Genomic DNA, 23,366 nt, shown 5'->3' with positions numbered 1-23,366 from the left:
GAACTGTTGCTGATGTCAGGCGGCCTTGCGGCCCGGAAGCTCGACCCCGAGCCGGCTGAGAAGGTGGATTCGGAATTGCGCAAAGCGCGGATCGCCATGGTCGCGCGGCGTCGGCAGATCGATCGTGAGATCCTCGATGAGGCGGCCCTCGTCGAGGACCAGGATCCGGTCGGCCAGCGAAATCGCCTCATCGACGTCGTGGGTGACGAGCAGCACGGCAGGACGGTGTCTTGTACACAACTCCCGCAGCAGATCGTGCATTTTCAGCCGGGTCAGCGCGTCCAGCGCACCGAACGGCTCATCGGCGAGAAGCAGGGCCGGTTCGCGCACCAGCGAACGGGCAAGCGCGGCCCTCTGCTGCTCGCCACCCGAAAGCTGGTGCGGCCACGCCGTTTCCCGGCCTGCAAGTCCGACTTCCGCCAAAGCCTTCCGTCCGGCTTCCTGGCCGGAGGCGCCGGTCAAGCCGAGCGTGACGTTCTGGATGACGGTGCGCCACGGCAGCAGGCGGGCATCCTGGAAAACCACCGAAAGGCTCTCCGGTGTCTCGAGGGTGCCGGTTCCCTCGACACCGTGATCGAGACCGGCAAGAGCCCTCAGGAACGTGCTTTTGCCGGAGCCGCTGCGGCCGAGCAGGGCGACGAACTCGCCTTCCTCGATATCGAGATCGACACCGTCGAGGATCGTCTTCGTCGCAAACCGGCGTGCGAGGTCTCGCACGTGGACGGCTTTGGGTGCGGGCTTCAGTTTGCCAAGGTGCGGCGCCATGAGAGGGCCCTCCGTTCAAGCAGGCGGACGAGACCGTCCGAAACGAGACCCAGCAGCACATAGACCACCAGGCCGACGAGAATGACGTCGGTCTGCCCGTAATTGCGGGCAAGATCGATCATGTAACCGAGCCCGCTGGTGGCGTTGATCTGCTCGACCACGACGAGAGAAACCCAGCAGAGGGTGACGGCAAACCGCAGACCCAGAAGGAAACCCGGCAAAGCACCCGGCAGAACCACCTGAAGGATGAAGTCCTTCTGGCTCATCCGCAGGGTCTCGGCCAGTTCGACATAACGGCTGTCGATGCTGCGGAGCGCATTGTGGGTGTGCATGTAAATCGGCACGATCACGGCAAGCGCGATGGTCGTAACCTTCATGCTCTCGCCGATGCCGAACCACAGGATCAGCAAGGGGATCAGGGCCAGTGTCGGTATCGCACGCTTGATCTGGACCGGCCCGTCAATCAGGGCTTCGCCGATCCGGGAAAGACCGGCGATCACCGCCAAAATCGTGCCGATCAGCAATCCGATGCTGAGGCCGAGCAGGGCGCGCGTCGCCGACGTCAGGAAATTATCCTGCAGGCGACCCTGCTCGATCAGCCTTACGAAAGCCTCGACCACCGTCCACGGCGCCGACAGGATCCGCGGGTCGATCCATCCGAGCGCAGAACCGACGACCCAGGTCAAGACGAGCAATGCCGGTCCGATCTGCAACCCGAAAGGGATCGCGGGTCCGGGACCGAGCCTGCGCCGGGCGCGGGGGCCGGCCAAGCCAGCCGAGCCAGCAAAGCTAGCCGGGCCAACCGGCCTTGTCGCGCGTGAACCTGCATGCGCAATTCTACCGCCGGACGACCGCGACAGTTTCGCCTCATCTGCATCCCAAGTGGTTGCCATGCTTCAAATCTCCTCTCCGAAGGGGTGTCGAACGTTACTGGCTCTTGGCCAAAGCCGCGGCGCCGAGCTTTTCGAAGCGATTGTCGAAAATCTGCTCCACATTGAGGGGCTTGTAGCCGAGCTCGTCTGCCAGCAGGTCGATGGTTTCCTGGTGACGCTTCTTCACTTCGCTCCAATCGCTGGGAACGACCTGTTCGCCGGTCAGCTTAACGAGATATTCCCCGTCCTCCTGACTCAACCCCTGCTGACCGACGTAATATTCCTTGATCCAGTGGTCCGGATTCCGGTTCACCCATTCGGTGGCGCGTGCCCACAGGCCTACATATTCGGCGAGCGCTGCCGCCTTGGCGGGATTATCCAGAACCCATTGCGGCGCGTAAAGATGGCTCGGATCATCCCGCAGGCCATGTTCCACGAGGGTCGCGCCATCGGGTCCGTATTGGGTGATGTAGCGCCTGATGTAGACGCCGCCGAGCGGTGCGATGTCGACCTGCTTGCTCGCCAATGCCTTCGGGTAGACGTCGCTGGTGCTCGGCAGTTCCACCAGAGTGACGTCGCCGCTCTTCAAGCCTGCGGCATGGAGGGCACGCAGAACGAGCGTGCCCTGGGCCTGCCCCGGGCTGAAGGCGATGCGTTTGCCGCGGAAATCCGCCAGCGTCTTGACGGCCGTGCCTGGTGCGATGCCGAAGCGGTAGATCGGATTGGCGATCGGGTCACGGCGTTCGCGATAGGCGATGTTGCGGACGGGCAGGTTGTTCCAGTTGGCGAAGATCGAAGGGATCTCGGCTACCGACCCGACATCGAGTGCATGGGCGCGGAAAGCTTCCGACGTCTGCGGCCCGCCGCTGATATTGGCCCACTTGACCTCGAAACTGAGTTCCTTGCCGAGGCCGGACACTTCGAGCGCTTTCTGGGTGACCGGATCGCCGATCGTCAGCACCGTGCCTGGCGGCACCTTGGGAAGGAGCGGAGCCTCTGCCTGAGCTGCAGCCGGACCGTGAATGGCACTGAGACCAAGCAGACTGAACAACGCAATTTTGAATGTCTTTGCCAATGTCATCGTCGATCTTCCCGTTTCGGATTGTTGTTTGCCGGCGCGATGCACGGTAAGATGGAGTATAATCTACTAAATCGATAGACTATTTAGTTTAATGAAAGCGGCGCTGAGGGAAAATTGTCCTCAAAAGTCGGGCAACCGAAACGATCGCATCCATCGCGTCCGAAGGATGCTCGGCGCGTCCCGACATGAAAAAAGCGCCTGGGACGTTCGTCCGCGGGCGCTTTCCGGGTCTTTGTTCAAACCCTTACTCTTGTTTAAGCCGGGCAAGCGGACCGGAGCAGTCGCCCTTCAAACGCCCGGGCCGTCGCGGACGTCGGGATCACCTGATCTCAGGCAATATGCGGTGCATATTCGTTGGCCGCGAATACATGATGATGCACCTTGCCGGTAAAGAGCTGCAGGAGTTCGCCGGTGACTTCGCGGCTCTGCGACCGCACATCGGAGAGAAGTGCCGCGTTTACCGCATCCATATCGGGATAACGAATGGCGAGCGCCATGGCATAAACAGGGGCGCCTGCGTCGCGCTCCATCCCGTCCAGCACCCGGATTTCCTCGGCGCCCGGAAACTTCGTCCAGAGAGGGACGAGCCGTTGCCGCACGAATTCGCGGAATTCCGCTTCTCTGCCGGGATGGATTTCGCCTTCAAACAAAGCATAACGAATGATCATAGGTTCTCTTTTCCAAAACTCGCCGGAGCTGGATCGATGTTGGTATGTTGTCGTAAGGTCAGGGCGTATCCGTCGATACGCCCTGAGTGAAAGGACTATTTGCCCCAGATTTTCTTGTATTGATCGCGATAGCCGTTGTCGGGATCGAAGCTGTTCTTCGGCCCACCGTCAAACTCGACGTTCTGGCTGGTCACCACATGCAGCGGCGACACATAGCCCGACCAGGGAGCACCCGCAAAGGCACGGTTCAGTTCGTCGACGAGCTGCCAGCCCTGGAGGTTGAGCGGCTCGGCGACCGTGACGGCCTGGAACTGCTTGGCACGGATACGCTGATAGGCGCTCTCCGAACCGTCGCCGGCTGCGACGTTCACCGGTTTTCCATCACCTGCAATGCCGGCCGAGGCGAGCGAAGGTCCCATGAAGTCGTAATAGAGGTCGTTGATCGCCAGCGAATGCGTCCACTTCGCACCATACTTCTGCAGAAGCGACGTGGTCAGCTGCGGCATGCGCTGCGAGGTTTCGGCGATCGGCGTGTCGACATATTCGAGCACCGTGCCGCCGAGATCCTCGATCTCCTTCTTCATGCGATCGGCCTTGGCGATCGCGATCGCATAGGTGGAATCGGTGAAGATGATGACGCCCGGCTTGCCGCCGGCATCGGCGAAGGCCCAATCCGCCGCGGACTTCGACACTTCCATCGCATCGGTGGTCACGTTTGCGAAGACACCGACCTCGGGAACCGGACCGACCGCCGAGGCGGCGTGCCAGGAAACCATCGGAATGCCGGCAGCCTTGGCTGCTTCCATCGCCGGCTTCTGCTCGACCGCGTCAAAGCCGTTGATGATGATGCCATCCGGCTTCAGCGCCATGGCCTGGCCGAACGCCGCGGTCCGTCCGCCGATCGAACCGGCGCCGTCAAGCGCCTTCACCGTCCAGCCGAGAGCGCCTGCAGCCTCCTGAACGCCATTGACCACGCCGAGGATGCCGCCGTTTTTCATATCGCCGGCCAGAATGACGATGTTCTTTCCGGCAGCGCCCTTCGGGCCGCTCGTCGGGCCATCCCAGGCGCTCACCTTGGAAGCATACTTTTCGACCACGGCCTTGGCGTCGGCCATCGAATCGGCCAATGCCGGCATGCTGAGCATAACGGCGACGGTTGCGACCGTTGCCTGCAATAACGTTCTGCGCTTCATGTTCACTCCTCCATTTTGTTTGTTGTGAAATGCCGGGATCAGCCGGCATCCTCATTTGGATGCGGGTGTGATCCTCCTCACAGCTCCGCGCTTGCGCTGGGCGTAGCCTGCTATGCCGATGGCAATCAGCAGCGTCACGCCGTTGAACAGCGGTTCGACGAAGAAAGACCCGCCGAATTGCTGAATTCCTGATATTCCGACCGCCAGGATGATGACGCCGATCAAGGTACCCCAGACGTTCACCCGGCCCGGCTTGATCGTCGTCGATCCGAGGAACGCGCCGACAAGCGCCGGCAGGAGATATTCGAGGCCGACGCTCGCCTGGCCGATGCGCAGTTTCGAGGCGAGAAGGACCCCGGTCAGAGCCGCAAGCAGCCCCGAGGTGACGAATGCGCCGATCACGAATTTGCGGACCGGAATGCCATTGAGGGCCGCCGCCTTCGGATTGGCGCCGATGGCGTAGAGATAGCGGCCGATCGGCAGGTATTCGAGCACGATCCACATGCAGATGGCGATCAGGAGCACGTAGAAGCCGGTGATCGGCAGGCCAAACAGCATGGTGCCGTTCAGCGCATAGAAACCATCAGGCAGGACGCCGACCACTTGTCGGCCGCCGGTGTGCCAGAGGGCAAGCGCGTATAAGACCGTTCCGGTGCCGAGCGTCGCGATGAAGCTGTCGATTTTCGCAACCTCGACCAGCAGGCCGTTGATGCAGCCGGTAAGAACACCGAGCGCGAGCACGATGACGACCGCGACCGGCCAGGGCAGGCCGTAAGCCGTCTGCAGGCTGATGGCGAGAATGTGCCAGAGCACGATGCCATAGCCGACGGTCAGATCGATGCGGCCCGATGCCATCGGGATCATCGCAGCCAGCGACAGAAGCGCGATGATAGCCTTGTCGGACACGATCGAGCGGACGTTCAACACGGTCGGAAACGTATCGGGCAGAAGGATCGAGAAGATCACGATCAGGCCGACGGTCAGGATCACCAGCCCATAAACCGGGATCAGACGTCCGATCTTCTGTCCTGTGGACAGACCGGCCATTTCGCTCTTGGTCGGCTCCAGCGCCGTGGATTCAATGGATTGCATGGCTGTTCTCCCGATGGCTCAAGCGGCTTCCGACGCGGATGCGGCCGTGATGACCGCCTCCGTCGTCAGAGCGCTTCCAGTCAGTTCGCTGACGATTTTCCCGCGCGAGAAAACCAACGCGCGGTGGCAGATATGGGCGATTTCCTCGAAGTCCGTCGACACCACGACAACGGCGAGACCGGCCTCGAGCGCCTGGGTGATCAGACGGTAGATTTCGGCACGCGCCCCGATGTCGACGCCGGCGGTCGGATCTTCCGCGACCAGCAGCTTGCGGCCGGTCGCCAGCCAGCGGCCGACGACCACTTTCTGCTGGTTGCCGCCCGACAGGGCCTCCACCGGCAGATCCGGGTCGTTCGGCCGCAGACCGACGGAGTGGCCGATCTTATGGGCAAGATCGGCTTCGCCGCGCGGCGACAGGAAGGACAAAAGCCCACGCCCGACGGCTCCCGGATTGAGGTAGGTATTTTCCCGGATGGACAGCGAGAGCGCCACGGATTCCTCCGTCCGGTCACGGGCAATCAAGCCGATGCCCGAGGCCATAGCGCGCCGCGGGCTCGAAAGGTCGGGGGCCTCGTCATGCAGCAGAACCGAGCCGTTGAAGGGCTCGCAACCGAACAGGGCGCGGCCGATGCGTTCTTGACCGGCACCGCGCAATCCAGCCAGGCCCAGAAGCTCGCCCTCGCGGATATCGAAGGATATCGGGCTGGTACCGGTGCAGACGAGATCGCGGACCTTGACGATCGCCTTGCCGGGCGTGATCGCCGTCTTGGAAAAGAGGCTGTCGCCGCTGCGGCCGATGATCATCGTCACCAACTCGTCGGGGCTGGTCTCGCTGACGGGCTTCTGTCCCACCATGCAGCCGTCGCGCAGAACGGCGACCCGATCGGCAATCCGGAAAATCTCGTCCAGCCTGTGGGAGACGTAAATCATCCCGACGCCGCGATCCTTTAACGGGCGGATCGCGTTGAACAGCCGATCGACTTCATCGGCGGGAAGGCTCGCCGTCGGCTCGTCGAGCACCAGAACGTCGGCTTCGACGGCAAGCGCACGGGCAATGGCGACAAGCGACTTTTCGGTGCGCGACAGCGCCGAGACTCGCGTCGTGGGGTCAAAATCGCAGCCGACCAGTTTCAAGGCTTCCTTGGCACGCGCCTGCGTCCTGTTCCAATCGATCAGGCCGCGGCGCATTGAGAAACCCTGCGACAGGCCCATGTTCTCGCCGACCGTCATCCACTCGATCAAACCGAGATCCTGGTGGATGAAGGCAACCGGCTGCCGCTCGTTCGGCTTCGGGGGACGATGATGGTAGCTCTGGCCGCGAAAAAGGATGTCGCCGCTGTCGGGCTTGTAGATACCCGCAAGCGTCTTGATGAGCGTCGATTTGCCGGCGCCGTTTTCCCCCAGCAGCGCGAGGATTTCCCCCTCGCGCAGATCGATCGAGACGTCGCGCAGCGCTTGCGTGCCGCCGAAGCTCTTGGTGATCGACTGGAACTCCAGCAGTCTCTTGGCTTCCACTGTGGCTCCTCCCAAAGCTGCGGTTGTCATTGATTGTATGTTATCGATAACATTTGTGGATGGTCAAGCGGAAAGATGACGATCTCGAATTTCTCGGAGAGTCTGACGTCAGTCGGCCTGAAATCCATCAAGAAGGCGCATCATCTCGGCCGAGTCCTTCGGTCCAAGCCCGGCAGCGCAGAGCAGGCGGTGAATCTCGACAACCGAGCCGGTCATCGGCAATGGCGTCTTCGTCTTCAGCGCAAACGCCTGAAGCGAATCCAGGTCCTTCAACATGTTGTCGATTCTGCCTGTCGGCGAGAAATCCCGGGCAGCAAATTTCGCCATGAATTCCTGCATTATCCTGTTGTCCGCCCTGCCGCCGGCAAGGGCTGCCGGAATGGCGGCCGGATCGACGCCGCCGGCTTCGGCGAGCTTGACCGCCTCAGCGACGGCCTGAAACAGCACGGCGCAAAACAATTGATTGATCAGCTTCGTCGTCTGCCCGGCGCCAGATGCACCCATCAGCGTGTAATTGGCGGCAAGATGCCGCATCACCACGCGTGCCCGTTCGAAATCCTCAGCGCTGCCGCCCGCCATGATCGTCAGGCGTCCGCTCAGCGCACCCGGCACGCCGCCGGAGAGCGGGCAATCCACCCATGCCATGCCCGTTTCTCGACGCAGCCGCATCGCCATGTCGGCCGTGTCGGCCGGGTCGATCGACGACATGTCGATCAGCACCTTGTCGGCATTTGCCGCCGCCGCAACACCCTTTTCGCCGAAGACGACCGCCCGGACAATATTTGCGTGATTGAGGCTGAGCACACAAAACGCCGACCGTGAGACAGCTTCCTCCACGGAGCCGGCCGGGCGCGCACCCTTGGCCTGCAAAGCCGCGACTTTTTCGGTATCCAGGTCGAAGACGGAGACCTTATGCCCGGTTTCGATCAATCGCGTGACGATCGCCGTTCCCATGATGCCGGCACCGATGACGGCGACATCTGCTCTGTAGTCATCCTGCACGATAATCTCCTCCCCTGATGGCCATGCCGCTCAGTCCCTGGCAAGCCAGCGCCACAATATCATCCAACGCATTATCGATCGCCACCGTGACGACATTAGCTTCACAAGTCGGCGGCTCCAGCGTTTGCAGCTGGCTGTCGAGCAGAGCCGCGGGCATGAAATGGCCCTGGCGAGCCTGCATCCGCGACAGCAACAGGTCGCGGGATCCTTCGAGGAAAACAAAGGCCAGGCGCCCACCCGCTGCCTGTCTCAGCCTGTCCCGATAGCTTCTCTTCAGCGCCGAACAGGAAATCACCAACCCTTGCGATGCTTCTTGCGCGGTCCTTATTTCCTCGCCGATCCGGTCGAGCCAGGGCAGGCGGTCGTCGTCAGCAAGCGGTATGCCCTGCGCCATCTTCTCGACATTTCCGGCAGGATGGAGTTGGTCACCTTCCAGAAACGGCATGCCGTTTTGAGTGGCGATGCGCTCTCCAACCGAAGATTTTCCGCTACCGCTGACCCCCATGACGACGACGGCCAGAGGGGCCGCCTTTTTCTCGAAATCCATGGTCTCGTCTCTATCAGAGGCAGGTCGTGATGCCGCCGTCGACATAAAGCGTGTGCCCGTTGATGAAGGACGAGCCCCGGCCCGACAGGAAAACGGCGGCGCCGACCAGTTCCTCGACATTGCCCCAGCGTCCGGCCGGCGTCCGCTTCTCGAGCCAGGACGAGAACTCGGGATTGTCGACGAGCGCCTGATTGAGCGGCGTCTTGAAATAGCCCGGCGCAATCGCATTGATCTGCAGGCCGTACTTGGCCCAGTCGGCGCACATGCCGCGGGTCAGATTGCGCACCGCACCCTTGGTCGCCGTATAGGGAGCAATGCCGGGCCGCGCCAGTTCGCTTTGAACCGAGGCGATGTTGATGATCTTGCCCTGCCCGCGGGCGATCATGGGTTTGGCCGCTGCCTGGCCGACGTAGAACACGCTCGAAATATTGGTGGTCAGCAGCAGCTCCCATTTGTCCGCCGGAAAATCTTCCAGCGGCGTGCGAAACTGCATGCCGGCATTGTTGATCAGGATGTCGAGCGGCCCGATATCGGCTTCGATCGCGTCGATGCCTTCCTTGGCAGCATCCTTGCTGGTCACGTCGAAGATCGCCGCATGGGCAGACAGGCCTTGATCCTTGAGGCTCGCGACCGCACGTTTGACGCTTTCGGGCGTGCGGCCGTTGATGATCACCTCGGCGCCATGCTGCGCCAGGCCTTCGGCCAGGGCATAGCCGATCCCCTGGCTCGAGCCGGTGATCAGGGCACGCCGTCCGGTCAGATCAAACAAGTTCTTCATGCAAATCACTCCTCCGGTCTCGCCGCGGGCGACGGCTTACGCTGCCGCTGACGGTGAAACTCACTTGACATCCCTCTTCCGAATTATATGTTATCGATAACATAATCAACTGTCAAAATGCGGGATGGAAACGGAATGCCTGAGGTAAAAATCTTGATGGCCGGAGCTTATCCGGAATGGGACATGGTAGACCTGGAGGCGAACTACCGCGTCCATCGCCTATGGGAAGCGGCAGACCGGCACGAGCTGATTTCCAGGGTCGGCAAGGATATCCGCGCCATAGCGACCCGTGGCGAACTCGGAGCGTCCGCAGAGCTGATGGCGCAATTGCCGAAACTGGAAATCGTCTCCTGTTACGGCGTCGGCACCGACGCAATCGACTTGTCCTATGCCCGCGCCAACGGCATTCGCGTCACGAACACGCCCGATGTGCTGACCGAAGATGTCGCCGATATCGCCCTCGGACTGCTGCTTGCGACGGCAAGGCAGATCCCGCAGGCCGATGTTTTTGTCCGCTCCGGCCAGTGGGGCAGTGTCGCTATGCCGCTGGTGACGCGCGTCTCGGGCAAGAAGGTGGGGATCGCCGGCATGGGGCGGATCGGCAAGGCAATCGCCGGAAGGGCTGCCGCCTTCGGCTGCGACATCTCCTATTTCGCCCGCCATGATCACCAGGATGTTGCCTACACCTACGAGCCCGATCTGGTCGCGCTTGCCGCTTGGGCCGATTTTCTGATCGTCATCGTCCCCGGCGGGGAGGCGACCATGAAGATCATCAATGCCGAGGTGCTTAAAGCGCTCGGTCCGAACGGCATCTTGATCAATGTTTCGCGCGGGACCACCGTCGACGAAGAGGCACTGATCGCAGCCCTTCAAGACCGCACCATTCAGGCTGCGGGCCTCGACGTCTTCCTGAACGAACCCAAGATCGATGCACGTTTCCTGACCCTCCAAAACGTCGTGTTGCAGCCCCATCACGGCTCTGGCACTGTCGAGACCCGCAAGGCCATGGGCCAACTGGTCAGAGACAATCTCGCTGCACATTTTGCAGGTATCCCACTTCCAACTCCCGTCGTGTGAGGAAGCCGATATGAAAGCCATCGTCATTCATGCCGCCAAGGATCTCAGGATCGAAGAGCGCGAGCCGGAGGTTGCGGGCGCCGGGCAGGTGGAGATTGCCATCGAAGCAGGCGGCATCTGCGGTTCAGACCTGCATTATTACAATCACGGCGGTTTCGGCACAGTTCGCCTGCGCGAACCGATGATCCTCGGTCACGAGATCGCCGGAACGGTCAAGGCGCTCGGCTCCGGCGTCGCCGATCTTGCCGTCGGAGACCGTGTCGCAGTTTCTCCGAGCCGGCCGTGCAATCATTGCCAATATTGCCTGAAGGGGCAGCAAAACCACTGCCTCAACATGCGGTTCTACGGCAGTGCCATGCCGATGCCGCACATTCAGGGCGGCTTTCGCCAGCGCTTGGTGGCGGAGCGTTGGCAGTGCCACAAGGTTACGGACGGCATTTCCATCTATGAGGCGGCCTTTGCCGAACCCTTTGCGGTGACGTTGCATGCGGCAAACCGCGCCGGATCGCTGCTCGGCAAACGGGTGCTGGTCACCGGTTGCGGCCCCATTGGGATGTTGGCGATCGTTGCGGCGCGCGTTCTCGGCGCCCGCGAAATCGTTGCGACCGACGTGACCGACAGCGTTCTGGCGATTGCCCGCACCAGCGGCGCCGATCGAACGATCAATGTTGCCACGCATGCTTCCGACCTCGCGGCCTACGGTGCCGAAAAGGGATATTTCGATGTCATGTTCGAAGCGTCGGGAAATGAGCGGGCGGTGCGCGCCGGCTTGGAGACGCTTAAGCCCCGCGCTGTTCTCGTGCAGCTCGGCCTTGGCGGCGATGTTTCCATTCCGCAGAACATGATCGTTGCGAAGGAAATCGAGATGCGTGGCACATTCCGTTTTCACGAGGAATTTGCGCTCGCCGTCGAGCTGATCAACGCGCGTCGCGTCGATCTGAAGCCGTTGCTGACGGGCGTCTTTGGGATCGAAGAGGCCGTCGCCGCCTTTGAATTGGCGGGCGATCGCAGCAAGTCGATGAAAGTGCAGATCGCTTTCTGACCGACTGCACAACTCCTTAAACCGGAATCGATTTGAGGATAAATTATCGAGCCATTCAAAGTTTTACAGCGCCGCGCATCTGAAAAGACGCGCGGCGCTGCAGTACTCAAGCGGTCGGAGCGCGGTTACGATCCGTGCTTTCGCGCAAGACAACCTTGTAGCCTGTCAATGTGATCTCATCGCCGGTCGCCTCGCCGGTATGGAGGGCATCCAGCAGGCGGGCGGCGGCCTGACGACCGATGCCGTAACAGTCCACATTGATGGTGGTGATGCGCGGATGACAGATGGACGAGATCTCATAGTCGCCGAAACCGGCAATGGCGATGTCCCGCGGAACCTTCATTCCCCTGCGCGTGCATTCCATGATGGCGCCGAAGGCGGAAAGGTCGGAGACGCAAAGAACCACTTCCGTGTCCGGCCAGCGCTCCAGCAGGCTGACGATCGCCTGGCCACCCTGTTCCATGGTGATGGGCGGGACGCCGAAGGAAATCATTCGTCCCGGTCCGAGGCCCAGTTCTTCGACTGTTCTCTGGAAACCGCTTCGCCGCTGGCTTCCGCGTGTATCGCGCGCCGTCGTTCCTCCGATATAGCCGAACTTCCGATATCCCTGACTGGCAAGCGTCCGCACCAGCAGGGCCATCGCCTCGCTGTTGGAAAAACCGACAACCTGATTGATCGGATCCTCCGGAAGCTCCCACGTCTCGACAACAGGAATGTCGGCTTGCGCGAGCATGCGCCGTGCGCGCGGCGTGTGCGAACCACCGGTCAGGATGATGCCTTCCGGTCGGCGGCGCAGCATCGCCTCGATCAGTTCTTCTTCTTTCTCCGTCGAATAATCGGTATAGCCGAGGAGGAGCTGAAGGCCGGTCTTTTCCAGTGCATCGGTCATGCCCCGCGCGGTGTCGGAAAAATTCGAATTGTTGATCGAGGGCACCAGCGCGGCGATGAAGCCGCTCCGCCTTGAAGAAAGACTGCCGGCAGACAGGTCGAGCACATAGCCGAGTGCGTCGACGGCCTCCATGATGCGCTTTCGAGTCTCCTCGGAAACGCTCGCATCCTGGCGAAAGGCACGCGAAACGGTCATCGCAGATACGCCGACATATTTGGCGACCTCCGCCATCGTCAGCTTTTGAGCGTCTGCTGGCTTGAGACGCTTGTCTTTCGGCTCATCCTCGTTTTTCACTGGTCTCCGCTTTCAAACAAGCTTCCGAGCTGGGTAGTTCAAGACACGATAAAGTTATCGCTATCATCGCACAATCGATATTATTGCAGGAATGCACCATTCCGAAGTCCAAAAACCAAGATTCCTGGGGCATTTTCGCAACGGTCGGCAGATCGGTATCTGTACGAAGCCATCAGAACACGGCAAGATGATATCGATAACAAATTTAGAGCAATGGAGGAGCATCATGTTCGGGCAAATTGACGGTACGGGGTTTGAGGTTCTCGACCCTCGCTTTGAAAGCTGCTTCGTCGGTCACGCTCGCGTTGAGCGACTTTGGACGGGTGGCCGTTGGCTGGAGGGGCCGGCCTGGTTTGCCGCCGGGCGGTATCTGGTTTTCTCGGATATCCCCAACAACCGAATGATGCGTTATGATGATACCAGCGGGCACACATCGGTATTCCGCGCACCCAGCAACAACTCGAATGGCAACACGGTCGACAATCAGGGCCGGCTCATCACCTGTGAGCATCTGACGCGCCGTGTCACGCGCACGGAATTCGACGGCAGGATCACCGTTCTGGCCGATCGAATTGTAGGCAAGCGGCTCAATTCTCCAAACGACGTCACCGTCAAGTCCGATGGAACTATCTGGTTCACCGACCCGAGCTACGGCATCCTCCACGATTATGAGGGCGACTACGGCACAGAGGAAATCGGTGGATGCCACGTCTACCGGCATGATCCGGCAACAGACACGACCGATCAAGTGGCGTCCGATTTCGTCAAGCCGAACGGGCTGGCTTTCTCCCCCGATGAGACAGTGCTTTATATCGCCGACACCGGGGCAACACACCTGTCCGGCGGTCCGCGTCATATCAGAAAGCTCGCGGTCTCGAATGAGGGAAGGCTGAGCGATCTCGGCGTTTTCGCAGAATGCACCTCAGGCCTGTTCGATGGTTTTCGCGTCGACCGGAAAGGCCGGATATGGACGAGCGCCGGCGATGGTGTGCACGCCTATGATCCGGATGGAGCGTTGATCGGCAAGATCCATATTCCTGAGGGCGTCTCCAACGTCACTTTCGGCGGAGAGAAACTGAACCGTCTCTTCATCACCGCGAGCACGTCTCTCTACGCTGTTTATCTCACCGCCAACGGGTCGAGACCGGGATGATCACTAAGCAGAGGCCGCCCTTTTGGGACGGCCTCTTGTTTGGTCAGTTTTGTACCTCTTGCCTCATCGTTGACTGAGGCCGTCCGCCAGCCGAACGAGGCCGAGAAAATCCGACCTGTAGCCGAAGGCGTCAGTGCCTCGCGATGCCGCGGCGAGATCGGCGATCGCCTGGTAGGAATAGGTGTCGACGGCCGCGACATGGCTGAGTTTCTGGCCGAAGGCTGCGACGGCCACCGAGAAGCGGACATCCTGCGGCGCGGCATCGATGGTGGCGACCGCGTTGCCGTCATTAACAGGGGTGGTGATGAGAGCGCTCTTGTCCTCTCCCGGCCGCTTGTAGCGCATCTTGACGAAGGCAAGCTCGCCTTGACGGGTGCTGTCGGCGGTCTCGGCCGGCACCTTATTGGCTGCGCCGTACCGCAGGTCGTCATTCATCACTGCCGGACTTCCCTTGGGCGTAATCTCGTAAATCGCCGTGACGCTGTGGCCGGAGCCGATATCGCCAGCGTCGACCCGGTCATTGTTGAAATCCTCGCGGTTCAGCGTCCGTGTCTCGTAGCCGATCAGCCGGTATTCGGCGATCCGTTCCGGGTTGAACTCGACCTGGAACTTGACGTCGTTGGCGATCGGAAACAGCGTCGATCCGGCCTCTTCGACCAGCGTCTTCTGCGCCTCGGCCAAGGTATCGATATAGGCGGCGCTGCCATTGCCGTTCTGGGCGAGCGTCTGCATCAGGGAATCGTTGAGATTGCCCCGCCCGAAACCGAGAACGGTGAGGAAGATGCTGTCTTTGCGCCTCTCTTCGATGATGCGCTTCAAATCCTCGTCGCTCGACGGGCCGACATTGAAATCGCCATCCGTCGCCAGCATCACCCGGTTGACGCCGTCCTTGACGAAGCCCTGCTTGGCAAGATTGTAGGCCGCCTCGATGCCTTCGGCGCCACCGGTCGAGCCGCCGGGCTCCAGTCCGTCGATTGCCGACAGGATCTTCGATTTCTCCGCCACGCGTGTCGGCTGGAGCACCGTGCCGGCATTGCCGGCATAGGTGACGATCGAGACGGTATCGTCGGGTTTCAGCTTGTTGACCAGCAGCCGGAAAGCGCTTTTCAGCAGCGGCAGCTTGTCCGGCTCGTCCATCGAGCCCGACACGTCGATCAGGAAGACAAGATTGGCATGCGGCGTGGTCGCCGGCGCGATGTCAAAGCCCTTGATCGCCACATGCATCAATTCCGTGTCGTGGTTCCACGGGGTCGGCATGACAGTCACCGTCGCCTTGAAAGGCTGGTCGGCGTTGTCAGGGCCTGGCCAGTCATAGGGGAAATAATTGATCATCTCCTCGACGCGAACCGATAGTGGATCGGGCATCGCCCCGCCCGTCAACGAGCGGCGAACGAAGGAATAGGATGCGCTGTCGACATCGGCTGAGAAGGTCGAGACCGGATCCGTCGCGACGCTCTTGATCGGATTTGCCGCCGCATTGGCAAACCGCTCGCGATCGGGGTCGAGTTGAACCTGGACACGCCCCTCCGCAGGCGGCGCAGGCGAAGGGGCGATGGCAGCCATCGGTTCGGCAAACTGCCGCTGGGGAACAATGCCGGGAGCGGCCGGCGCCGAGCGTTTGGCCGCCCCGAGTGCCGCGGCAGAACCCTCCGGCTTGTTCGTGAGGGCGGCGACGTCGTTGGCATCGAATTCGGATGTCTGCGACGAATCGGGTTTCGCGAGTGCCGGCGCCTCCTTGTCCTGCGGGGCTTGCGCGTCAGCGACAGATTGCTCAGCCAGGCTGTCGTTCCCAGCCGGGGCTTGCGGCGCGACCGTAACCGGCTGACCGGCCGCTGCCGCCGGTTGTTTCGACGCCTCACTTTTCGAAAGGTTGCCGGCGATCTCGGTCTGGTCGACGATCGGCAATCCGTTGCGGGTCAGCTCGATCGCGAGATAACCGGCGGCCGGAATGACCAGCAGCGTCGCAAGGGCTGAACCGGCGAGGAATTTCTTGTTCATGACAGGGCTCCATATCCAGTTGATGATGGAGCTTTGACGCCAGCCTTTCGCATTTCCTTGGGCGGCCGGCGCATTATTTTCTGCGGTGTCGAAGGCCTGCATCGCGGCAGCAAGAGCACGCGCACGCGCCTCCGGCGTCGCTGCCGGCGGTGTCAAGCGGGAGAGCTTTTCGAGTTCCTTGTCCACGGTCATACCTCTTCCTTGCCGAGCACGGCCTTCAGCCTTTTGCGCGCCTCATGGACCTGCCAGGACACGGTCGCCTCCGAGCAGCCCATGACATCGGCGGCAGCCGAATGGCTGAGACCTTCGCCGTAAACGAGCAGCACTGCGTCGCATTGCCTTTCCGGCAAGGCGCGCACGGCTGCCCATAATTCGCTCGATAGCTCGTCGTCATTTCCGGCCGGCGCATCCTGCTGCGGTTCGGCGGCGTAAGCGCGGAATGTCTGCACCTCTCGTGCAAGCTTGCGTCTATGGTCGCGGGCAGCGTTCAGCGTCAGGGTATAGAGCCATGTCCTGAAGCGGCTGGCGCCGCGAAAGCTGCGGATCGCCGCGCCGAGCTTGACGCAGACCTCCTGGGCGATGTCGTCGGCATCAGTGGAACTGCCCGACCACCGCCACGCCGTCGCATGGACAAATTCATAGTGGCGCGAGACCAGTTGCCCGAAGGCCTCCCGGTCGCCACCCTGCGCTCGTTCGATGAGCTCCGCGTCCAATTCCGCACCTACCCCATGCTACCCAGCAAGATGCTATTTCGAGATTGAGACGTTTCTCGGATGGCTTTCCTTGGGTCGATAGCGAAAAAATTATCGGAAATTTTGAGGGGCGCGACATTCATGGGTCGCGGCCAGACAGATCGTCCCCGTCACAAAGGCGCATGATGAGGACAGAGTCGGCCAGGGACATTGACCTGTCATGTCCCAAATCGCGAAAGGACCTCCATGTCCGCTCAACCGCCTGCCCCCATCGAAAAGGGCATTCTGCAGTTTCTCGCGATTTGCGATGCCTTCTATCCGCCAGACGCTGTCCAAGCATCGATCGAACAGCAGCGACATTGGTACGACGCTCTTTGCGCGCGCTTTGACCGCCCGCTGCCCCCGGAGATGATCTTTGCGGACGGTATGCTCCAGCGCATACCGATCCGGCGCTACCGTCCACGCAAAATCAGCACGCGCACTATTCTGCTTTATCTTCACGGCGGCGGCTTCGTTGTCGGTTCGCTCGAGAGCCACCATGCCATCTGCGCCGAGATCGCCGATTTTGCCGGTGCGGAACTCGTGTCCGTCGATTACCGGCTGGCCCCTGAATATCGCTGGCCGGCGCAGACGGATGACGGCTTTACCGTGTTGAAACATCTGCTTTCAGCCAACAGCAGGGTCGTCTTGATCGGCGACAGCGCAGGCGGCAATCTGGCGGCGGGCCTTGCATTGCGGGCGCGCGACGAGGACCTGTCCGGCGTCGTCGGCCAGGTCCTGATCTATCCGGCGCTCGGCGGTGACCTTGCCGCAGGCTCTTACGTCGAAATGGCCGCGGCGCCGGGCCTGACGACGGCGGATGTCACCTATTACCGCGAGATCCTGCAGGCACCTGCAGGCAATGAGATCGCCGAGCCGCTGCATGCAGCTTCGCTTGCCGGACTGCCGCCGGCCTTCATCACGGTCGCGCATTTCGATCCGCTTCGGGATGACGGCCGGCACTATGCCGCCCGGCTCACCGCGGAGGGCGTCGACGTCTGGTTCCGGGAGGAGCCGCAGATGGTGCATGCCTGGCTGCGCGCCCGTCACATGAGCGATGGCGCACGCGACGGCTTCCGTGCCGTCTGCGAGGCCATTCGGCGTTTTGCGGCCGCCTGACGATCACATCAGGTCGCGCGCGATCCGTTTTTCCGCAAAGACCTTTTCGAAGATCTGCACATCGTCCTCGAAAGCGGTGACGACGGCGCTGATGATCCACTCGGTCCGGGTGCATGCAATCCGCGCGGTCGCGACGGTGCGGACGAACCAGCCGGGGCGGCGCATGTCGCAGGTCCAGGTCGATGTACCGGTCATCGACAGCGGATCATCGGGTGAAATCGACCAGACCTCCTCCCGCAATTGCCGGGTCGAGAGACCTGTCTCAGGGTGTTCGGTGAGCCCGGTATCCTCGTGGATGTGATAGTCCGTCCGGGCGACCGAGAGATCGCGGACGACCTGCCGCTTCGTCGCGGCCGCCGCGTGCTCGATGTATTTCGGCAGCGGATCGGGATTAGTCGGTTCCTTGATTTCGATCTTCCCGTGCTCGCCGAGCATCGGCAGCCCCAGGCCGAGTGCCGCGATGTCGATGTCGATGCCCTCGTCATCAGGCGGCGGCAGGATCATCGGCCAATAGGCGGTGGAAAGCGAAAGGCGGATGCGATGGCCCTTGCGGAAGCGATAACCGCAGGCATCGAGCACGAGCCGGATCGGCACCGTCTCGCCCGGTGTCAGCGGCTTGGGATCGGCATTGCCGTCCCGGTGGGTCAGATTGACGACGCCGAAGGCGACACGTGTTGCCGTGCCATCCGGATGGACATCGATGAGCCGGGCGCAGAGATTTCCGCCCGCCGCCCGCGAGCGCAGCGCAAGCGTGAGCACGGGCCGGCCGAGATAGTCGTAATCGCCAGCCAGCGGCATCGTATCGAAGACCAGCGAGCCGGCATCGTCCGTACGTTGATCGATCGCCATTTCCGCGTCGGGCTTCAGCGTGAAATATTCACCCGATGCTGTCCCGGTGTCGAGCGGAGAGCGGAGATAGACGGGATGTTCGGGCGCATGCGGGATCGGCATGCCTTCGGTCAGCTTGCCGAACTGCTCTACATAGAAACACTGCATCTGTGGCGACAACCAGACGTCCTTGGCAACCCAGAAACCCGGATCGCTGTCGCGGCGCGGGGCAGGGCGGATGGCATCGAGAATATAGGCCCGGGTCTGCGGCAAGGTGTCGATGCCGTTGTCCTCGCCCCGCAGCCATTTGTTCCACCAGGCGATCGCTTCGCCGTGGAAATCCGTGCGCGGCTTCGGCCAGGCAAAATGCGGATATTTGTGGACCCAGGGGCCGATCAGCGCCTTCGCCTTGTCACCCAGGCCTTCGACCGCCATCAGCGGCGTATTGCGGTAGCCGTCAGCCCACCCGGCGATGACAAGCGCCGGGATTTGCACGCTCGAAAAATCCTCCGAGATCGATCCGTGACGCCAGAAATGGTCGCGCCGCTGGTGGGCCAGCCACTCCTCCATGAAGAAGGGTTCGCCTGCCAAGCGTTCCAGCCACATTTCCTTCCAGCGCTCGCCGACGAGTGAAGGGTCGGGCGGCCGCGACTGGTAGCCGAGCATCGTCGCCGCCCATGAGAGCTGGGCGGAGAGATGGCAGCCATTCTTGTAGTGGATGTCGTCGTTATATCGGTCGACGGTCGAGGCGATCGAGATGACGGCCTTCAGCGCCGGCGGGCGCAATGCTGCGACCTGCAGGCTGTTGAAGCCGCCCCAGGAGATGCCCATCATGCCGACCGCGCCATTCGACCATGGCTGCGCGGCAATCCAGGCGATCAGCTCGCAGGCATTGGCAAGCTCGCGTTCAGTATATTCGCCGTCGATGACACCGTCGGATTCTCCGGATCCGCGGATATCGACGCGCACGCCGGCAATGCCTGCGGCCGCGAAAACCGGATAGGTCGACTCGTCCCGGAGACTGGTTCCGTCCCGCTTGCGATAGGGCAGGAATTCGAAAACGGCGGGAACGGGATCTTCGCTGGCGCCATCCGGCATCCAGATGCGCGCGGCAAGCCGCGTCCCATCCTTCAGCGTAATCCATTCATTCTCGATGGTGGTGAAGCCGCGCGAGGTCATGCTCATTCCTTGACGCACATTTCATGAGACGAGGGTCTGCCTCGTCAGGTCAGTTACCGGCACTTTCCATGCGACGCGTGGCAAGCACCCGTTCCAGCCAGCCGATTTCCATTTCCGGCACGGATTTCAACAGCAGATCGGTGTAGTCGTCAAAGGGCGGCGACAGCGCCGTCGATTTCGGACCGAACCGCACCAGCTTACCGCGATGCATCACCGCCACGCTGTCGGCAATCGCCCGGACGATTGCGATGTCGTGGGTGATGAAGACATAGGACAGCTGTTCTTCTTCCTGCAGGCGCAGCAGCAGCTTGAGGATACCCTCCGCCACCAGTGGATCGAGCGCCGAGGTGGGCTCGTCGCAGAGGATGAGTTCGGGCTTGGCGGCAAGCGCCCTCGCGATCGCGACGCGCTGCTTCTGGCCACCGGATAGTTCGGCCGGGTAGCGGTCGACAAAACCCTTGCCCATCTCGATCTGATCGAGCAGTTCCTTCACCCGGGCGGTCTTCTCAGCGCCTCTCAGGCCATAATAGAAGGTCAGCGGGCGGCCGATGATGTCGCGGACCGTCTGGCGCGGGTTCATCGCCGTATCGGCCATCTGGTAGATCAACTGGATACGCCTCAAATCGTCGTTCGGCCGGCTCTTGAGGCCTGGCATCAGCGGCTTGCCATCAAAGACGATGCACCCGCTGCTCGGCGGCAACAGGCCGGTGATGACGCGCGCCAGGGTCGATTTGCCTGAACCGGATTCGCCGACGACAGCGAGCGTCTGCCCCTTCGGCACATGCAGCGAGACATCGTGCAGCACTTTGAAGCCGTTGGAATATTCGGCACTGATATTTTCCACCTTGAGAAGTGCCGCAGACTGGTCGGCGGCTTCCTCGCGGTAGGCCTGCCTGACATTGACGAGAGCGCGGGTATAATCCTCCCGCGGCGCCTCGATGATCTGCTGGACGCTGCCATATTCAACCTGCTTGCCATAACGCAGGACCATGATGTCGTCCGAGATCTGGGCGACGACGGCGAGATCATGGGTGATATAGAGGGCGGCCGTGTGCGTTTCCTCGATGGCATGCTTGATCGCCGCCAGCACGTCGATCTGCGTGGTAACGTCGAGTGCTGTCGTCGGTTCGTCGAAGACGATCAGTTCGGGATTGGAGCAGAGCGCCATCGCCGTCATCGCCCGCTGCAGCTGGCCGCCGGAGACCTGGTGGGGAAAGCGCTCGCCGAAGGTTTCGGGATTGGGCAGGCCGAGAACCCCGAACAGATAAAGCGCCCGTTTTCGCGCCTCGTCCTTCGTCATCAAACCATGTTTGACCGACGCTTCGATCACCTGATCGCCGAGTCTGTGTGCCGGATTGAAGGCGGCCGCGGCCGACTGCGCGACATAGCAGACCCGTGCGCCGCGAATTTTACGGATGCCGTTCTTGCCGAGCGCCAGGAGATCGGCGCCGTCGAGCCGCACCTCGCCGCCGGTGATTTCGGCGCCGCCCCGGCCATAGGCAAGCGCGGAAAGGCCGATCGTCGACTTGCCGGCGCCCGATTCCCCGATCAGGCCGAGAACCTTGCCCTTCTGCAGGTCGAAGGAAACGCCGTCGACGATCGTCACCCGCTTCGGCGGCTCGCCCGGCGGATAGCTGGTCGCTTCGATCTTCAGATTGCGAACGGAAAGAAGCTCAGGCATCGCCGCGCCCTCCCTTGAGGCTGGATGTGCGTTTCAGGAGCCAGTCGACCACGAGGTTGACGCAGACGGCAAGTGTCGCGATCGCGGTGCCCGGCACCAGCGCTGCCGAGATACCGAAGATGATGCCGTCCTTGTTGTCCTTGACCATGCCGCCCCAATCGGCCGCGGGCGGCTGAATGCCGAGGCCGAGGAAGGAAAGCGTCGAGAGGAACAGGATCGAGAAGGCGAAGCGCAGGCCGAATTCGGCAAGCAGCGGCGACAGCGTGTTCGGCAGGATTTCGCGGAAGATGATCCAGAGCTTGCCTTCGCCGCGCAGCGTCGCAGCCTCGACGAACTCCATCACCGCGACATCAAGCGCCACGGCACGGCCGAGACGATAGACGCGGGTGGAATCGAGGATCGCCATGACAAGGATCAGCACGACCATGTTTTGCGGCAGCACCGCCAATACCACGAGTGCGAAGATCAGCGTCGGGATCGACATCATCAAATCGTTGAAGCGTGAGAGGACGGTGTCGACCACGCCGCGCGAGACGGCGGCGGTGAAGCTCAGGATGATGCCGAGCGAGAAGGAGATGACGGTGGCGGCGGACGCGACCACCAGCGTCGTGCGCGCGCCGTAGATCAGCCGCGAGAAGATGTCGCGGCCGAGATTGTCGAGGCCAAAGATATATTGATCATCCGGCATCTGCCAGACGTCGCCGACGACCTGCGTCTCGCCATAAGGAGCGATCCATGGTGCGAAGATTGCGAAGATGAAGGCGATGACGATACCGGCCATGCCGATCCAGGCGGTGATGGGAATGTCTCTTAATCTCATCGCGGATGCCTCAGCCTGGGATTGGCGATAATCGCGAGAATATCGGCCGTCATGTTCAGGAAGATATAGACGGCCGCGAAGATCAGGCCGCAGGCCTGCACGACAGGCATGTCACGCACGGTGACCGCATCGACCATGTACTGCCCCATGCCGGGATAGACGAAGACCACTTCGACGACGACGACGCCGACCACGAGATAGGCAAGCGTCAATGCGATGACGTTGATGATCGGCGCAAGCGCATTGGGGGCGGCATGCTTGACGATCGACCGGAAGGCGCCAAGACCTTTCAGCTCCGCGGTCTCCATATAGGCCGACGACATGACGGAAAGGATTGCGGCCCGCGTCATCCGCATCATATGCGCGAGCACGACGAGCACGAGGGTCGCCGTCGGCAGCGCGATTGCTTTCAACCGCTCGACGAAACCCATGCTGTCATAGACCGTCGCCGGAAAGGTGGCCACGCCGAACTTGACCGCGAAGAACAGGATCAGCAGGTAGCCGACGAAGAATTCCGGCAGCGAGATCGCCGCAAGCGAGATGACGTTGATGATCTTATCCGGCAGGCGGTTGCGGAAATGCACCGACAGCATGCCGAGCCCGACGGCGAGCGGTACTGATATCACGGCCGCGAAACCCGCCAGGAAGAGCGAATTGCCAAGGCGCTTGCCGATCTGTTCGCTCACCGAATTCTTGCTGGCCCAGGAGGTGCCGAAGTCACCCTGGACGGCGTTGCCGAGCCATTCGACGTAACGCGTGATGATCGGGCGGTTCAGCCCGAGGTCCTCTCGAATATTGGCAACGGCCTGCGGTGTCGCCGACTGGCCGAGATAGGTGGTCGCAAAATCGCCGGGCAGGGCTTCCAGACCGCCGAAGATCACGATGGAGACGGCAAAGAGCAGGACGATGCTGAGCAAGAAGCGCTCAAGGATAAGGGCAAGCAGCGGAAAACGCTGCCGAAACCCGAGGCCGGGCAAGATATTGCTTGGGGCAGGATTGGTCATGGCGAGGACCTCGCGCTAAAACGTCGGGAGGACCGCGG

The 23,366-nt window shown here is 61.6% G+C and carries 21 protein-coding genes; 4 read left to right on the top strand and 17 right to left on the bottom strand.

Features of this window, described 5'->3' with window-relative positions; genetic code table 11:
• Window positions 1-15: 15 nt before the first annotated feature.
• From RlegSU303_RS32595 to RlegSU303_RS32550, 10 genes are all read right to left on the bottom strand, one after another.
• Window positions 16-765, bottom strand: a complete 750-nt coding sequence (locus RlegSU303_RS32595) for an ABC transporter ATP-binding protein (protein WP_231284071.1) — start codon at window positions 763-765, stop codon at window positions 16-18.
• On the bottom strand, window positions 741-1,658 hold the full coding sequence (locus RlegSU303_RS32590; protein ID WP_017958204.1) for an ABC transporter permease: 918 nt from the start codon (window positions 1,656-1,658) through the stop codon (window positions 741-743). The genes RlegSU303_RS32595 and RlegSU303_RS32590 overlap by 25 nt, the downstream gene beginning before the upstream one ends.
• A 34-nt stretch (window positions 1,659-1,692) precedes the next feature.
• Window positions 1,693-2,718 (bottom strand): ABC transporter substrate-binding protein, encoded by a 1,026-nt coding sequence (locus RlegSU303_RS32585; protein ID WP_231284070.1) that lies wholly within the window; start codon window positions 2,716-2,718, stop codon window positions 1,693-1,695.
• Window positions 2,719-3,047: 329 nt separating this feature from the next.
• Window positions 3,048-3,386, bottom strand: a complete 339-nt coding sequence (locus RlegSU303_RS32580; RefSeq protein ID WP_017958202.1) for a hypothetical protein — start codon at window positions 3,384-3,386, stop codon at window positions 3,048-3,050.
• A 95-nt stretch (window positions 3,387-3,481) separates the two neighbouring features.
• The gene (locus tag RlegSU303_RS32575; RefSeq protein ID WP_017958201.1) at window positions 3,482-4,579 is read right to left on the bottom strand and encodes an ABC transporter substrate-binding protein; all 1,098 of its coding nucleotides are present in this window, start codon (window positions 4,577-4,579) and stop codon (window positions 3,482-3,484) included.
• 51 nt (window positions 4,580-4,630) lie between these two features.
• Entirely contained in the window at window positions 4,631-5,671 is a 1,041-nt protein-coding gene (locus RlegSU303_RS32570; RefSeq protein ID WP_003555504.1) for an ABC transporter permease, read from the bottom strand.
• A gap of 18 nt (window positions 5,672-5,689) precedes the next feature.
• Window positions 5,690-7,186 (bottom strand): sugar ABC transporter ATP-binding protein, encoded by a 1,497-nt coding sequence (locus RlegSU303_RS32565; RefSeq protein ID WP_131620604.1) that lies wholly within the window; start codon window positions 7,184-7,186, stop codon window positions 5,690-5,692.
• A gap of 108 nt (window positions 7,187-7,294) precedes the next feature.
• Window positions 7,295-8,188 carry an NAD(P)-dependent oxidoreductase gene (locus RlegSU303_RS32560; RefSeq protein ID WP_131620605.1) on the bottom strand — a complete coding sequence of 298 codons (894 nt, stop codon included), beginning with the start codon at window positions 8,186-8,188 and terminating at the stop codon, window positions 7,295-7,297.
• The gene (locus RlegSU303_RS32555; RefSeq protein ID WP_017958198.1) at window positions 8,178-8,735 is read right to left on the bottom strand and encodes a gluconokinase; all 558 of its coding nucleotides are present in this window, start codon (window positions 8,733-8,735) and stop codon (window positions 8,178-8,180) included. Before RlegSU303_RS32555 ends, RlegSU303_RS32560 begins: the two co-directional genes overlap by 11 nt.
• Before the next feature lie 13 nt (window positions 8,736-8,748).
• On the bottom strand, window positions 8,749-9,513 hold the full coding sequence (locus tag RlegSU303_RS32550) for an SDR family oxidoreductase (protein WP_131709567.1): 765 nt from the start codon (window positions 9,511-9,513) through the stop codon (window positions 8,749-8,751).
• A gap of 135 nt (window positions 9,514-9,648) precedes the next feature.
• Here RlegSU303_RS32550 and RlegSU303_RS32545 point away from each other — a divergent pair, with 135 nt between their 5' ends.
• Window positions 9,649-10,590 (top strand): 2-hydroxyacid dehydrogenase, encoded by a 942-nt coding sequence (locus RlegSU303_RS32545; RefSeq protein WP_231284068.1) that lies wholly within the window; start codon window positions 9,649-9,651, stop codon window positions 10,588-10,590.
• 10 nt (window positions 10,591-10,600) lie between these two features.
• Complete coding sequence (locus RlegSU303_RS32540) at window positions 10,601-11,632, top strand: L-idonate 5-dehydrogenase (protein ID WP_168291264.1); 1,032 nt, start codon at window positions 10,601-10,603, stop codon at window positions 11,630-11,632.
• A gap of 106 nt (window positions 11,633-11,738) precedes the next feature.
• On the opposite strand, the gene RlegSU303_RS32535 is transcribed toward RlegSU303_RS32540, so the two are convergent.
• A complete protein-coding gene (locus RlegSU303_RS32535; protein ID WP_231284065.1) occupies window positions 11,739-12,815 on the bottom strand; it encodes a LacI family DNA-binding transcriptional regulator in 1,077 nt (358 codons plus the stop codon).
• Window positions 12,816-13,041: 226 nt separating this feature from the next.
• On the opposite strand from RlegSU303_RS32535, the gene RlegSU303_RS32530 reads away from it, so the two are divergent.
• Window positions 13,042-13,968, top strand: coding sequence for an SMP-30/gluconolactonase/LRE family protein (locus RlegSU303_RS32530; RefSeq protein ID WP_231284148.1), 927 nt, complete (start codon window positions 13,042-13,044; stop codon window positions 13,966-13,968).
• A 63-nt stretch (window positions 13,969-14,031) separates the two neighbouring features.
• Here the strand turns inward: RlegSU303_RS32530 and RlegSU303_RS32525 are convergent, their stop codons facing one another.
• Both RlegSU303_RS32525 and RlegSU303_RS32520 read right to left on the bottom strand, forming a co-directional pair.
• Window positions 14,032-16,158 (bottom strand): YfbK domain-containing protein, encoded by a 2,127-nt coding sequence (locus tag RlegSU303_RS32525; protein ID WP_231284063.1) that lies wholly within the window; start codon window positions 16,156-16,158, stop codon window positions 14,032-14,034.
• Window positions 16,155-16,679, bottom strand: a complete 525-nt coding sequence (locus tag RlegSU303_RS32520; RefSeq protein ID WP_231284061.1) for an RNA polymerase sigma factor — start codon at window positions 16,677-16,679, stop codon at window positions 16,155-16,157. The genes RlegSU303_RS32525 and RlegSU303_RS32520 overlap by 4 nt, the downstream gene beginning before the upstream one ends.
• Before the next feature lie 225 nt (window positions 16,680-16,904).
• Between RlegSU303_RS32520 and RlegSU303_RS32515 the strand changes: the two genes are divergently transcribed.
• Window positions 16,905-17,816 carry an alpha/beta hydrolase gene (locus tag RlegSU303_RS32515; RefSeq protein WP_231284059.1) on the top strand — a complete coding sequence of 304 codons (912 nt, stop codon included), beginning with the start codon at window positions 16,905-16,907 and terminating at the stop codon, window positions 17,814-17,816.
• 3 nt (window positions 17,817-17,819) lie between these two features.
• Here RlegSU303_RS32515 and RlegSU303_RS32510 read toward each other — a convergent pair whose 3' ends face one another.
• From RlegSU303_RS32510 to RlegSU303_RS32495, 4 genes are read right to left on the bottom strand one after another with little or no spacing between them, the layout of a single operon-like run.
• Entirely contained in the window at window positions 17,820-19,823 is a 2,004-nt protein-coding gene (locus tag RlegSU303_RS32510) for a CocE/NonD family hydrolase (RefSeq protein WP_131620613.1), read from the bottom strand.
• 49 nt (window positions 19,824-19,872) lie between these two features.
• Window positions 19,873-21,504 (bottom strand): ABC transporter ATP-binding protein, encoded by a 1,632-nt coding sequence (locus tag RlegSU303_RS32505; RefSeq protein WP_231284057.1) that lies wholly within the window; start codon window positions 21,502-21,504, stop codon window positions 19,873-19,875.
• Window positions 21,497-22,324 carry an ABC transporter permease gene (locus tag RlegSU303_RS32500; protein WP_017958187.1) on the bottom strand — a complete coding sequence of 276 codons (828 nt, stop codon included), beginning with the start codon at window positions 22,322-22,324 and terminating at the stop codon, window positions 21,497-21,499. The genes RlegSU303_RS32505 and RlegSU303_RS32500 overlap by 8 nt, the downstream gene beginning before the upstream one ends.
• A complete protein-coding gene (locus RlegSU303_RS32495; protein WP_025398301.1) occupies window positions 22,321-23,328 on the bottom strand; it encodes an ABC transporter permease in 1,008 nt (335 codons plus the stop codon). The genes RlegSU303_RS32500 and RlegSU303_RS32495 overlap by 4 nt, the downstream gene beginning before the upstream one ends.
• Between the last annotated feature and the right edge of the window lie 38 nt (window positions 23,329-23,366).

The sequence above is a fragment of the Rhizobium sp. SU303 genome (assembly GCF_021052345.1).
In the GTDB taxonomy this organism is placed as follows: Bacteria; Pseudomonadota; Alphaproteobacteria; order Rhizobiales; family Rhizobiaceae; genus Rhizobium; species Rhizobium laguerreae.
Note: the sequence above shows the minus strand (reverse complement) of the source record. Positions and strands in the feature narration are given on the sequence as shown.